This is a genomic window from Nonomuraea sp. NPDC049028 (genome assembly GCF_043197735.1).
Lineage (GTDB): Bacteria > Actinomycetota > Actinomycetes > Streptosporangiales > Streptosporangiaceae > Nonomuraea.
On record NZ_JBICTR010000004.1, the window covers coordinates 493138 to 506386 of the forward strand.

The 13249-nt window shown below is 68.1% G+C and carries 14 protein-coding genes; 13 read left to right on the top strand and 1 reads right to left on the bottom strand.

The window, feature by feature from the left end:
* The first annotated feature begins 4 nt into the window (after positions 1 to 4).
* The 8 genes from ACGFJ2_RS17815 (at position 5) to ACGFJ2_RS17850 (ending at position 6909) form a co-directional block, all read left to right on the top strand.
* Positions 5 to 619 (top strand): hypothetical protein, encoded by a 615-nt coding sequence (locus tag ACGFJ2_RS17815; protein WP_357952264.1) that lies wholly within the window; start codon positions 5 to 7, stop codon positions 617 to 619.
* Complete coding sequence (locus ACGFJ2_RS17820; RefSeq protein WP_357952263.1) at positions 616 to 1521, top strand: hypothetical protein; 906 nt, start codon at positions 616 to 618, stop codon at positions 1519 to 1521. Before ACGFJ2_RS17815 ends, ACGFJ2_RS17820 begins: the two co-directional genes overlap by 4 nt.
* On the top strand, positions 1518 to 2309 hold the full coding sequence (locus tag ACGFJ2_RS17825; RefSeq protein ID WP_357952262.1) for a caspase family protein: 792 nt from the start codon (positions 1518 to 1520) through the stop codon (positions 2307 to 2309). Before ACGFJ2_RS17820 ends, ACGFJ2_RS17825 begins: the two co-directional genes overlap by 4 nt.
* Positions 2302 to 2904: a nucleoside-triphosphatase gene (locus tag ACGFJ2_RS17830; protein ID WP_357952261.1), complete on the top strand. Its 603-nt coding sequence runs from the start codon at positions 2302 to 2304 to the stop codon at positions 2902 to 2904. Before ACGFJ2_RS17825 ends, ACGFJ2_RS17830 begins: the two co-directional genes overlap by 8 nt.
* A 58-nt stretch (positions 2905 to 2962) precedes the next feature.
* A complete protein-coding gene (locus tag ACGFJ2_RS17835; RefSeq protein WP_357952260.1) occupies positions 2963 to 4792 on the top strand; it encodes a glycoside hydrolase family 15 protein in 1830 nt (609 codons plus the stop codon).
* 242 nt (positions 4793 to 5034) lie between these two features.
* A complete protein-coding gene (locus ACGFJ2_RS17840) occupies positions 5035 to 5406 on the top strand; it encodes a YbaB/EbfC family nucleoid-associated protein (RefSeq protein WP_357952259.1) in 372 nt (123 codons plus the stop codon).
* Positions 5407 to 5479: 73 nt separating this feature from the next.
* A complete protein-coding gene (locus tag ACGFJ2_RS17845) occupies positions 5480 to 5821 on the top strand; it encodes a hypothetical protein (RefSeq protein ID WP_393469391.1) in 342 nt (113 codons plus the stop codon).
* Positions 5818 to 6909: a hypothetical protein gene (locus ACGFJ2_RS17850; protein WP_393469394.1), complete on the top strand. Its 1092-nt coding sequence runs from the start codon at positions 5818 to 5820 to the stop codon at positions 6907 to 6909. The genes ACGFJ2_RS17845 and ACGFJ2_RS17850 overlap by 4 nt, the downstream gene beginning before the upstream one ends.
* A 48-nt stretch (positions 6910 to 6957) precedes the next feature.
* Here ACGFJ2_RS17850 and ACGFJ2_RS17855 read toward each other — a convergent pair whose 3' ends face one another.
* Positions 6958 to 8157, bottom strand: a complete 1200-nt coding sequence (locus tag ACGFJ2_RS17855; RefSeq protein ID WP_358173684.1) for an esterase-like activity of phytase family protein — start codon at positions 8155 to 8157, stop codon at positions 6958 to 6960.
* Between the two features lie 202 nt (positions 8158 to 8359).
* Here ACGFJ2_RS17855 and ACGFJ2_RS17860 point away from each other — a divergent pair, with 202 nt between their 5' ends.
* From ACGFJ2_RS17860 to ACGFJ2_RS17880, 5 genes are all read left to right on the top strand, one after another.
* Positions 8360 to 9814, top strand: a complete 1455-nt coding sequence (locus ACGFJ2_RS17860; RefSeq protein WP_393469397.1) for an alkaline phosphatase PhoX — start codon at positions 8360 to 8362, stop codon at positions 9812 to 9814.
* 139 nt (positions 9815 to 9953) lie between these two features.
* Positions 9954 to 11081 carry an inorganic phosphate transporter gene (locus tag ACGFJ2_RS17865; protein ID WP_357952254.1) on the top strand — a complete coding sequence of 376 codons (1128 nt, stop codon included), beginning with the start codon at positions 9954 to 9956 and terminating at the stop codon, positions 11079 to 11081.
* An 82-nt stretch (positions 11082 to 11163) separates the two neighbouring features.
* On the top strand, positions 11164 to 11394 hold the full coding sequence (locus ACGFJ2_RS17870; RefSeq protein WP_357952253.1) for a hypothetical protein: 231 nt from the start codon (positions 11164 to 11166) through the stop codon (positions 11392 to 11394).
* 513 nt (positions 11395 to 11907) lie between these two features.
* On the top strand, positions 11908 to 12765 hold the full coding sequence (locus ACGFJ2_RS17875) for an SseB family protein (protein ID WP_393469401.1): 858 nt from the start codon (positions 11908 to 11910) through the stop codon (positions 12763 to 12765).
* A gap of 60 nt (positions 12766 to 12825) precedes the next feature.
* Positions 12826 to 13218 carry a hypothetical protein gene (locus ACGFJ2_RS17880; protein WP_393469404.1) on the top strand — a complete coding sequence of 131 codons (393 nt, stop codon included), beginning with the start codon at positions 12826 to 12828 and terminating at the stop codon, positions 13216 to 13218.
* Positions 13219 to 13249: the final 31 nt, after the last annotated feature.

Here is a 13249-nt window from a genome sequence, read left to right on the forward strand (position 1 = left end):
CGGCATGCCAAGAGCGATCGTCAGACTCGCTGAGCGCCCGCTGGCGACCAAATTCGGCAGCTGGCGGGAGATTCTCTACTACGACGGGGTCGCGGAGAGCGTCGCCCTGGTCCACGGCGAGGTGAGCGGCCAGGAGGAAGTGCCGTGCCGGGTCCACTCGGCCTGCATTTCCGCCCACGTGTTCAACAGCATCGAATGCGACTGCCGCGAGCAGATGGCCACCTCGCAGGCGACGATCCAGGAGCACGGGAAGGGGGTCGTGATCTGGCTCGATCAGGAGGGACGAGCCAATGGGCATTTCGCGCTGATGCTGGCCACTCAACTGTCCGCCGAGGAGGGCATCCCGCAAACCGAGGCGTACCGGAGGTTGGGCTACGGCGACGATCAGCGGCACTACGAGCAGGCGACCGCCATTCTGTACGACCTGCGGGTGACGTCCATTCGCCTGCTGACCAATAGTCCGGCCAAAGCCGGTGCCATTGCTGGAGACGGGATAAAAGTAGCGAATCTGCTGCCGGTGGCGGTCGACCTGGCACGCCATCCACAGCTACGTGATTACTACCGGGACAAGCTCAATCACGGCCACATCCTCGACATGCCCACGGGAACAGAGCGGTGAACGACCCGCCTCGGGTGCTCGTCATGGGCGACCTGTGTCTGGATACCGTCGTGGAGACCTGGCTGCCGAAAACCTGGTCCCGCGTCGCCGCCTCTGGCGAACTGTTGGCGCGTGGCCCCATAGCCGACCAGGTAGGTGGCACGGCTTACCAATTCGCCAGACGGGCCGTACAGTTCGGGCTCTCACCTACGGTCGTCGGCTCAGTAGGCGAGGATGCCGCCGGCGAGATCATCGGCGATGCGCTGGCCGCGGCGCCGTTCGAGTGCCGGGTCCAGCGCAGTACCACGGCTCCCACGGCTCGTACCCTCGTCGCCTACGACGCGTCCGGTGCGCGCCACATGTTCACGTCCTCGGTAAGTGCCAATGACGCCTTGTCGAGCGACTTCGTGCGCGCCGGCGAATCCGGGCCATGGGATCTCATCTGGATCTCGGGGCTTTGTCTTCGGTCCCGCTCCGTACCACGGTTCGCGGCGGTCGTCGGGGCTGTCGCCGAGGCCAGGCGAAGTGGCGCCCTCGTGGTGCTCGATGTGGTGCCGCACGACTTCTATCGGCTCTTCGACGCGCTGACCGAGGTCGCGGAGATTCTGGGCGGCCTGGACGGAGTGGTCACCGAAGCCAACACCGCGCGACGCATGCTGGGGCTGGGGCATCAGGGCGAGAATCAGTCAGTGACGATGCTGTCCGACACGGCCGACGCGCTGCTGAAAGTGACGTCCTTGGCTGTCGTTCGCCTCCGTGACGGCTCGAAGTATCACCAGCTGGCGGTCTCCCGCTCCAAGCTCCACGCTGCTTACTCATATCCCGTCCCCGATGGGGCTGCGCTCCTGGGCTACGGCGACTTGCTGGCAGCAGAGGCTCTGCGTGACTACCTCGAACACCGCTCGGCAGGGGGTCACGAATGACCCGGCTTCATGCGGTGCTCATCGGCGTGAACAAGTATGCCGATATAACGATCCCCGACCTGTCATACGCACGAGCGGATGCGCTCGCCTTTGCCGAATTGTTCGGGCAGGCGTTATACGCGTCCAGCGTGCAGGTGCATCCACTCGTGGACGGTCAGGCAACCCGATCGGGCATCATCGACCTTATCGGGGTACGACTGGCACAGATCGTCGACCGCCGTGACGCGGTGCTGATCTTCTTCGCCGGGCATGGCTCCCCCGAAATTCATCCCGGGGTCGATAAAGTGTCACGCTTCTTGGTCTGCCATGACACCCAGCGGCATGCGTTGCTTTCGAGCGCCATCGAGGTGCATACAGATCTGGCCCGGTTGGCCAGCCGGCTCAATGCGCGCCTCGTGGTCTTCATCCTCGATGCCTGTTTTTCCGGCTACTCCGATGGGCGTGGGATAACCGGGCCGCTGCTGGCGGAGCAGCGCCGAACGCACAGACCGCGGATCCGGCTGGAAAACCTGCCGCTCGGCTCAGGCACGATCTTCCTGTCGGCCTGTGCCGACGACGAAGTCGCGCGGGAAGACGGCACCCTCGGACATGGCGTGTTCTCCTACTACCTGCTCGAACAGCTACGCAGTCCGGGGGCGACGAACGTCATCGGTCTGGCCAGTCTGTACGACCTGGTTTTCCATCAAGTGCGTGACTATAGCAATGGCCGCCAGAACCCGGTTCTCTGGGGCGACCTCAAGGGCGCCGGTTTGCCGCGGCTACTCATTCCGGGGAGCGATCATGGGTAGGGCACTGCTCTTTACTGGCGTCAAAAAGGTCGGCAAGACGACGGCCCTGAGAAACGTCGTGACCAGACTGGCCCCCAAGAGCGTCGTCGGATTCTTCGCCACCGAGCGGCGAATAGACGGTAAGCGCGTGGGCTTCGAGATCGAGATGCTGGACGGCCGGTCAGGCCGGCTCGCGTCCATTGATTCGGACAGTGATATGCGCGTGGGGCGACTGCTCAGCCATGGACGGCTCAAGTATGGCGTGGACCTCGAATTCCTGGACGGTGTCGCCGTGCCCGCCCTGCGTGCCTCCCTGTCGAACAATCCAGGGGGAATCGTGCTGGTGGACGAGATCGGCCCCATGCAACTGTACTCGGCGGCGTTTCGGCAGGTCGTACTCGATATGCTCGAAAGCCCGTGCCTCATCCTGGGCACGGTGATGTCCCCCGCAGAGCCGTGGGTCGATGTCCTGAAGGAACATGAAGCGGTGGAGACATTCCACCTCACGCCGCAGAACAGAGACACCGTGACAGAGATGATGTGTCTCTATCTGGAGAAGCGGGTCCTGACCATGAGCGCTTCGTACGGCATGCCCCCACCACCGTCGGCGGCCTGACCGCGCGTCGAGCTGCTCTGACCTGCATATTTTCCCGGAATCGTGGCAGGGAACAGATATGACGGCTGGACCAGGCGGCTACCCGGAGGACTCGCGGTACCTGCCGATCGGAGAGCACGGGTTGATCGGCGACCTGCGCACGGTCGCGCTCGTGGGCACCAACGGCACGATCGACTGGTACTGCTGCCCCAGCTTCGACGCCCCGAGCGTGTTCGCCTCGATCCTGGACGCCGACAAGGGCGGGTCGTTCGAGCTGTACGCCGACACTCTGGCGAAGACCAAGCAGTTCTACTTCCCCGACACCAATGTCCTGATCACCCGCTTCTTCGCCGTCGACGGGGTGGGCGAGATCCAGGACTTCATGCCGGTCGAGGATGACTCCGACGATGTGGACCGGCACCGGGTGATCCGCCGGGTGGCCTGCGTCCGTGGAGCCCTCCCGTTCCGCGCCCGGGTGGCCCCCCGGTTCGACTACGCCAGGCAACCCCACACGGTCCACCAGCACGGGTCCCGGACGACGTTCGAGTCGGAGTCCCTGTCCCTCGCGCTGTCCGCCAGCGTGCCCATCGAAACCGACGGACGGGACGCCTGGGCGAGCTTCGAGCTCAAGGAGGGCGAGCACGCGGTGTTCGCCCTCGACCGGATCGGCGACGGGATCACCCCACGACCCTGCCCGATCGCGGAGGCGGAGGAGCAGTTCGCCGCCACGGTGCGGTATTGGCGGAAGTGGCTGTCCGCCTCCCGTTATCGGGGCAGGTGGCGTGAGGTCGTCCACCGTTCGGCCCTCACGCTGAAGCTGCTCACTTACGCGCCGACCGGCGGGATCGTCGCCGCGCCCACGACCAGCCTGCCCGAGCAGGTCAAGGGCGGACGTAACTGGGACTACCGCTACGTATGGGTACGCGACGCCGCGTTCTGCGTGTACGCACTGCTCAGGCTCGGCTTCACCGAGGAGGCCGAAGCCTTCATGGGCTTCCTGTCCACGCACGTCCCGCTCACCGGTGCCGGCAGTACCGGCCCGCTGCAGATCATGTACGGCATCGACGGACGCAGCGAACTGCCCGAATCCGAGCTGAACCACCTGGAGGGCTACCGGGGATCCGCGCCGGTACGCGTGGGCAACGCCGCCGTCAACCAACTCCAGCTGGACATCTATGGAGCGCTCCTCGACTCCATTTACCTCTACAACAAATGGGGCAACCCCATCTCCAGCGACCGCTGGGAGCAGGTCTGCACGCTAATAGACTGGGTCTGCGAGAACTGGGACCAACCCGACGAAGGCATCTGGGAGACCCGCGGCGGGCGCAAGGACTTCGTCTACTCACGGCTGATGTGCTGGGTGGCCATCGAACGCGCCATGCGCATGGCCGCCCATCGAGGGCTCCCCGCCGACATACCGCGCTGGCGGCGGGCCCGCGACACGATCTACCACCAGATCATGAAGCATGGCTGGTCGACCTCGCTGCAGGCGTTCGTCCAGCACTTCGACGACGACGTCCTGGACGCGTCCATCCTGATGATGCCGCTGGCCAAGTTCGTCTCCCCCACCGATCCCAAGTGGCTGTCCACCCTCGACGCCCTCGGCAGCGGGCTGGTCTCCGACTCGCTGGTCTACCGCTACGACCCCGAAGCCAGCCCGGACGGTCTGGAGGGGCCGGAAGGCACGTTCTCGATCTGCTCGTTCTGGTACGTCGAGGCCCTGGCCCGCGCCGGCCGCGTCGACGAAGCCCGCCTGGCCTTCGAGAAGATGCTCACCTACGCCAACCACCTGGGGCTGTACGCGGAAGAGATCGGCCACACCGGCGAGCAACTCGGCAACTTCCCGCAGGCGATCACCCACCTGGCCCTCATCAGCGCCGCCTTCAACCTCGACCACGCCCTCGGCTAGCTCCATCAGGGCGAGGTCCACGCCGGGTCTTCCGCTCCCCGAAGGGGGTATCCCCCGCTAGGAACCCCAGCCAGCACGGAGGGGGGAGGAAGAAAACGGTCCACCTCCGACCGGCCAGAACGCGTGGTTAACCGTCGATGAACAGTGATGATCATTGACCGAGAGCACCGAGGCCGCCTCCTAGGATCTTGGCTGCGCCACCAGAGGCGCTGACCACACCGCGCTGCTTGGAGACCCCCCAGATGAACGACGAGTCCTCGGACTTCCTTGACCGGTTCGCCGCCCTGCGGGAGACCGGCGTGGCGGCGAACGGCCTCGTCAAGGCGGAGGTCGACGGCACCAGCGACCTGGTCGGGCTCGTGATCGACCCGAGGGCGATGCGGCTGTCATCGTACGAGCTGGCCGCCGCGATCAGGGTGGCGTTCAGCCAGGGGCGAGCCGCCGCCCAGGAACGCGCGGCGGCGGCCATCCCCGACGCCCTGAAGCAGGAGACGCCCGAGCTGAACGCCCTGCTTCAGGACATCAAGGCCGACGCCCACGGCAACATGAACGAGATCCTCAGCGTCGCCAACGAGCTGACCATGAGGCTGGACCGGCTGATGCGGCCGACCTGATGAGCGCACGCGTACGACCGGATCCCTGGCGGAGCGGGTGACACGAGTAACTAGCGGAGCGATGGTGACACGAGTGGAAGACAGGAACGGCGAGCTGCGGGTCGTCTTCGGCAGCCGGCTCGTCTCGGCGAGCCGGTTCGCGGACACCGCCGACCAGTTGGAGCAGTCCATGTGGGGCTCGCTCCACGGCGCCGGGCGAGCGGCGGCCACCGACGGCCCCGACCGGCCCGGCGCCCAGTTCGACGCCGAGTTCTCGGGGCTGGTCGACCTGGTGCGCGGCGCGTTCGGCGGCACCGCCGAGCGCCTGCGTGGCATCGCGTCCAAGCACGCCCTGTCGGAGGCGAACCTCACCCAGGCCGAGCAGGCCGGCACGGCGGCCGCGGGCCGGACGACTCCGCCGATCGAGGCGCTGTGACCTGGGAGTTGCCGCCCGCCCTGCGTGCGGTGCACGGTTTCGTCGCGGCCGACGCTCCCTGGCCGAAATCCGATGACATGTCGCGCCTCCAGGGGGCCGGCTCCTGGCTGGATCTCGCCTCCGCCGCCAAGGACGGCAAGGCGCAGGCGGATCCCGCCGCCGCGCACGTGCGGGCGGCCGGCAACTACAGCGGCGACATCAACGTCTTCGAGAACGAGTACAGCCTCGAGTCGAGGCGGATGGACGACGGTTCGGTGGCCACCGCGCTGGTCGGCGCCGGGACCACCGCCCTCGTGGTGTTCAAGACCGCGTGGAAATACCTGCTCGTCATCACTCTCCTGGTGCTCCTGATCTCGCTCATCCGCGGCTTCCAGCTCGGTCCGGTGCTGGGGGCGCTGTTCGGCAGGCGGCGGATCATGGAGACGCGCAAGGCCCTCGCCCTGGCTCTCGGCCAGGTGGAGCGCAACATCGCCAGGGGCGCGGTCACGTCTCTCCAGCTGGCGAGACACATGCTGGCTCGTCTCATGATCATTCCGGGTGCGCAGACGGCCCTGGCCGGAGTCAACACGATGACGCTCAAGCCGTGGGACAACAACTCGCAGGCGCAGGAGGACACCGAGCGGGTCCTGAATGAGACCCCCGCCGGGCGGGAGGCGCTGGCCTACGCCAGGGAGCACGGCATCACCACGCTGTACCAGAGCGGCCAGAACATCCAGTGGTCCGACTACAACCGGCAGCTCAACGTCATCCGCATCGGCGGAGCCGAAACGGCCAGCTCCGAGGCGCTCGCCGGGGAGTTCGTGCGCCAGGTTCACATGGCCAAGGACCGGTGGGGCAACAGTCCGGTCGGCACGAACTTCGCCGAGTACAGCGCCGCCCGGGACAAGGAGGAGCAGGCGGCCGACCAGGAGGCGTACCGGATGGGGAGTCAGCTGGGCCACGAGCAGGCGGCCCGCGAGACCTACCTCGACGGCGGATACGGCTCCAGTTACCAGCGCCACCTGCGCGAACACGACGATGGGTGGAAGCAGGCGATCATGGGTGGACCGTTCAAGCTCTTCAACGACGGGCCCCTCGACTTCACCTGAGAGCCCCCTGACGACGGTGGGGCGGGCGGTTCGGCCCGCCCCTCTTCGTCAGCGGGCGTGCAGGCGGAACGGCAGGCGGACAGTGATGAACTCGTCGTTGTCCGGCTGCCCGGCCGTCCGTCCGGACGAGAACGGGAAGTTGTTGTCGTTGAGGATGCCGAGCGTGCGGTCATCGAGGATCACGACATCCTCGATGGTCTGGAACGGGAAGCGGAAGGTCTCGCCGAACCCGCCCAGGCCCTTCGGGTTGGCCAGGTCCAGGAGGTCGGCGGCGAGCGTCTTGTCCAGCGCGCCGTCGTGGTCACGGTCGCGGGTGTCGGCCAGGTAGACGCGCTTGAGCTTGGCCGCGTCGCCCTGCTCGTTGTCCCGCTCGATGATGAGGAAGCGGTGCTCGTCCACCGCGATGGCGTCGCCGATCGCGTTGGTCGGGCTGTCCAGCTTGTACGTCCAGCGCTTGCCGGTGTACGCCCGCTTCCGGACGTCGAACTCGTTCAGCCGCAGCGTGCCCGCCGGGTCTCCGCTGACCGTGCCCTCCAGCAGCGGGTAGAGCCACCGGCCGTCGGCGGAACGGGCCATGCCCTCGAAGCCCTTGCTGCCGGCCAGGTTCGGCGTCGCGCCGTTGAGGGTCGGGTTCTCGGGCGCCTTGACGCCGGGCAGCTCGATCGGCGCCTCCAGCAGCGTGCCGGTGGCCGAGAAGTGCAGCAGGAACGGGCCGAACTCGTCGCCGATCCAGTACGTGCCGTCCGCCGCCCGGACGATCGACTCCACGTCGAAGTCGGCGCCGGTGAGCACCCGGTCCGCCCTGGTCAGCGGCCACGAGACCCGGCCGCGCGGGTCTGACAGGTTGAACCCGCCCAGCACCCGTACGGTGCCCGCTTTGAAGTCCGGCCTGACCCGGTGCACGCGCAGCAGGAAGTCGGCGCTGTTGTTCTTGCCGCCGTACCCGTTGTCGGACAGCACGTCGAAGCTGCCGTCGCCGCGCCGGACGATGCCGCTGAACCCCTGGACCGGCTGGCCGGCGAAGGGCGGCGTGACGCCGTTGATCGGGGTGGTGCCGATCTGGGAGCCGGAGGGCTCGCTGCCGGGTACGAAGGTCTGCGCCGGGAGCGCGGCGAACCCGGTCAGCGTGGCGCGGCCCGTGTTGTCCCGCGCGCCGTCCTGTGCGGCGGCGTAGGACGCGGGACCGGTCGTGGGGGCGAGGCTCACGGCCAGCAGGGCCGCGCCCACCGCGAGGGAGATGCGTTTCATGACCGGCACGCTAGGAGTGTCACATGACGTGGTTCCAAACACAGTGCGTACGAATCATTCACTTTCGGGCGATCAAGATGATCGATCCGGGTGCCGGTTCTTCCTCGAACGTTCACCATAAGGACGGAGTGCGGGGTGCCGCCCGTTCCCGCGACGCAATTGGGTCGGCTCCTGCAGACGTCAACGTTGGAGGCGATGTCCCATGTCCGCACCTGTCTCTCGTCGTTCCTTCCTCGGCCGCAGCGCCGCCGGTGGCCTCGGCATAGTGTTCGCCGGCAGCATCGAGGCGATCGCCGGGCCCGCCGCGTTCGCGGCCACGCGGCCCCCGCTCGGCTACGGCCCGCTGGTCGCCGATCCGGCCGGGGTGCTGGCCCTGCCCGCCGGGTTCTCGTACCGGATCGTCGCGGAGGCGGGGGTGACGCTGCTGGAGAGCGGCGAGCCGACGCCGAGCGACGCGGACGGGACGGCGAGCTTCACCCGTGGCAAGGGCATCGGGGTTGACGGCGACGAAGCGGACGCAGAGCTCGGCCGTGGCAAGGGCGGCGCCACGCTGGTCAACAACCACGAGATCGGCGGCAGCGAGCCGTACCGGGTGCCCGCGTTGCCTGGCCTCACCTATGATCCGGGCGCGGGCGGTGGCACCACCAACATCGACGTGGACGCGCACGGCGTACGGATCCGCGAATACGTCAGCCTGGCCGGCACGCACAACAACTGCGCGGGCGGCAAGACCCCCTGGAACACCTGGCTGACCTGCGAGGAGACCGAGCAGCGGGCCGGTGGCGCCTTCCAGAAGGACCACGGGTACGTGTTCGAGGTCGACCCGTTCGACCGGAAGGCCAACCAGGACCCGGTGCCGCTGAAGTTCCTCGGCCGTTACTCGCACGAGGCCGTCGCCGTCGACCCGAAGACGTCGGCGATCTACCTGACCGAGGACGCCTCCGGCCCGAATGGGCTGTACTACCGCTGGACGCCGCCGAAGGGGTTCCACGGCGGCAAGGGCGCGCTGCGGGAGCTGGCCCTCTCCGACGGCGGCGCGACCGCGGGCAAGCTGGAGGCGCTGAGCTGCTATCGCGACGGCACGCACGTCGCCGACCTGTCGGAGGCCACCTCCCCCGGCACCCGCTACCAGGTCCGGTGGGTGGAGGTGCCCGAACGCGACGCGCTCGTCCAGTCCGTACGCACCCAGCTCCCCAACGACCAGATCACCCGCAGCCGCAAGCTGGAGGGCGCCTGGTGGGCGGATGGCGGCGCCTATTTCGTCGCGAGCTACGCCCGCCACACCGACGGCAGCGTCAACGAGCACGACGGCCAGGTGTGGTTCTACGACCCGCGCCACCAGACGGTCACGCTGAAGACCATCTTCGGCGTCAACCCCGACCCCACCCAGGACACGAACTATGACGGGCCGGACAACATCACCGTCTCGCCGTACGGAGGAGTGATCCTCGCGGAGGACGGAGAGGGCATCCAGCACCTGGTGGGCGTCACCGCGCAGGGCAAGGCGTACCCGATGGCGCGCAACGAACTCAACGACAGCGAGTTCACCGGCCCCAACTTCAGCGCGGACGGCCGGATCCTGTTCGCCAACATCCAGAGCCCCGGCCACGTCCTGGCGATCACCGGCCCGTGGCGCCGTCCCTCCAACGCCGACTGACCCAGTCCGACGCCGGCTGGACCGGCTCGGCCGTGGCGCGGAGACCGGAGTTCGTTATCCGGTCTCCGCTGGGAATTCACGGCCGGTTCACCACGTGCGCCTAACGTCCGGGTTACGGCGAGACGATGGGGACAACGACATGGAGCACGTGACGTTCCTGGTCGTCGTGGTGATCATCACGGCGCTGGCCTTCGACTTCACCAACGGTTTCCACGACACGGCCAACGCGATGGCCACCTCCATCGCGACCGGCGCGCTACGGCCCAAGGTGGCGGTGGCGATCTCGGGCGTACTGAACATCGTGGGCGCCTTCCTGTCAGTGGAAGTCGCCAAGACGATCTCTGGCGGGATCGTGGACGACAAGCTGGTGACACCGCCGATGGTGTTCGCCGGGCTGATCGGCGCGATCCTGTGGAACCTGCTCACCTGGCTGTTCGGGCTGCCGTCCAGCTCCTCGCACGCGCTGTTCGGGGGCCTGATCGGCGCGGTCTGGGTCGGGGCCGGGATGCGCGGCGTCCATTTCGACACGGTGCTGCAGAAGATCCTCATCCCGGCGCTGGCCTCGCCGCTGATCGCCGGGTTCGTGGCCATGACCGCCACCTACCTGGCGTACACGATCACCGCCCGCGCCCGGCACGAGTCTGTGACCAGCACCTTCCGCTTCGGTCAGATCGCCTCCGCGTCGCTGGTGTCGCTGGCTCACGGCACCAACGACGCGCAGAAGACCATGGGCGTCATCACCCTGACGCTGATCTCGACCGGCGCGCTCGCCTCCGGCTCCGGCCCGCCCGTCTGGGTGATCGCCGCCGCCGGGCTGACCATCGGCCTGGGCACCTACCTGGGTGGCTGGCGCATCATCCGTACCATGGGCAAGGGCCTCACCGAGATCGAGTCCCCGCAGGGCTTCGCCGCCGAGGCGAGCGCGACCACGGTCATCCTGGCCTCCTCCCACCTGGGCTTCGCGCTGTCCACCACGCAGGTGGTCTCCGGCGCCATCCTCGGCACCGGCCTGGGCCGGCGCCTGGCCCAGGTGCGCTGGGGCCTGGCCGGCCGGATGGCACTGGCCTGGCTGCTCACCCTGCCCGCGGCGGCCGCGGTGGGCGGAGTGGCCGCCGCCGTGGCCACCACCGGCACGCTCGGCGTCACCATCGCCGCGGTGGTCGCGATCGCCGTCTCAGCCGGCCTGTACGCGGCCAGCCGCCGCGAGCCCGTACACGCGGGCAACGTCAACGAACTGCCCGCCCAGCCAGAGCGGGTCGCCGCCTGAACCAGCTGCCCTGCCACAGCGGGTGCCGCCCGAAACCAGCTCCCCGCCCAACCGCAGCGGGTCGCCGCCTGAGGGGATCGTGATGGACATCAAATGGGCCGCTCTCGGCCAAGTCCTCGTCGTCAGTCTGGCCGTCAGCGTCGTCGTCGTGGTCGTCTTCTCCCTCGGTGTGCTGGCGATATCGGCCCGCCAGGTAGCCGAGGAGCGGCAGGCCACGGGCACCGGCCCGCTGACCGCCGCCGTCCTGTGCTTCGCCGCTTGTGCGGCGGTGGTCGGCTACGGCATCTACCTGATCGTCCCGCAGTTCCACTGACCTCCACTTCCGAGCGCCGTCCACACGCCTCCGAGCAGCAATACGGCGATCATGCGGCGCCGGTTCATCGCGATCTCCTGGTTCGCTTGCCTTTGACAGGGGCGGCGAGCGCGCGCTTATAGGGTATGAACCGTTGCCAGCGCTCGCTACGCCAACCTGTGTCCGCCAGAAGAACTGTGATCGAAGCTTCCGATCGACCACTACCGAAAGTAATCATATGGTAATGTCCAGCAACAGCCGGGTGCCTGACTGGCGCTCGGTCCCCGCCCCCATTGGTGTTCGCACCAACGGGACAGCGTCCGGCGGGGCGGTGGCCCAAGAGCCGCACTCCATCTGGGAATGCGGAGTCAGGCCCCGACAACGCGGCTCTCACCCACGGTCCGTCCGGCTCGCCGGACGGACGCGGCATCGGCTTCCACCGGATCGCCTCCCGGCCTCGGTCGGGAAGCGACGAGGCTACGCTGATGTCCGTTTTACTCAGGTAAACACAGAGAGTTGAAGACGCTGTGCCGTGTGTGGCAGGCCAGTGCTTTCGAAGAACAACTCGCGGCAGCACAGGCGCAAGGCGACCTTGCCCTCTGCCTTGGTCTGCTGCGGGCGGCGGACTTCGCGATGCCGATCAGCGAGGCCGCCGCCGCCGGCGACGAGCCCATGGCCTGGGCCACTCAGGCCGACGACGAGCGTACGTGGCTGATCGTCTACACCTCGGCGGGCGCCCTCAGGGCGGCCACCGGCGTCGAGGAGCACCGGGTCGTGTCGATGGTGGAGCTCGCCGCGGGCTGGCCGGACCTCCGGTGGGGGCTGGCGGTCAATGCCGGGCTGGAGCTCGCGTTCTTCCTGGAGCCGGGTACGGTGGCCAGGCTCGCCGTGCCCACTCTGGCCCAGGACCACGCGGTCGAACCGGGTGTCCCGATCGTGCAGAAGCTGCTGGGGCCCGCGGAGATCCAGGCATTGCTCGACGACGGCGAGCCGCGAGTGTCCGGATACTGCCACCACGCCCTCGACGTCGCCCACATCGCGACACCGTCCGTGCTCGCCGAAGCGCTGTCGCGGGAGGACGCGCTCACCGACCAGGGCGCCCTGAACATCCTGCGCTGGCCCGCGATCGGCGTCGACCTCTACCCGACGCCCTACGGCGGGGAGGACGAGGAGGGGATGCGGGCCGTCGCCGGCTGGGTGGTCGAGGAGCCGCCCTTCGTCGGCATGGGACTGGTGCCGAGCGTAGATCAGACGATCAGGGAGTACAAGGTGACGGGAGTCGCGCTGCCGTACGGGGCGGAGATCGTGGAGTTGGGGATCGACGGGGTCACGCGTGGCCGCGCCGTCTTCGACGGGGACCTCGGACGGTGGCTCCTGAGGACGGCGCGATGACCCGGTCCCTCTACCGCCGGGCGGCGCGATGACCCGGCTTCTCTACCGCTGGGCGGCGCGATGACGCGGTCCTTCTACCGCGCCCGCTGGGGCGGGGTCGACTACGAGGCCGCTCCGGAACTGCGCGCCGACGGGGTGTGGCTGCGTCTACGCGACACCGCCGCAGGCGCCGGGTTCGAGGAGATCGCTCCCGGCGTCTGGGTCAGAGCGGTGCCCGCCGCGGAGTGCGAACGGGTGGACCTCGTCACGACGGTCTGCGCGTGGAAGGGCGCGTCCTTCCTGGTCATCGCGGAGAGGGACGGCGAAGTCCTGCTGGAGTACGCCGGTGCGTCGGCGCCCGAGGCGACGGAGCTCGAGCTGGAGCGGGTCGAGCGGGGCGTGTATCGCCGCTGGGCCGCCCGTGACGAGGTGGCCGCACTGCGCGAGCACGCGATTGACCTCGGGAAACTCTAGTTTTTTGGGAATTCACTATGAACAACGGTGA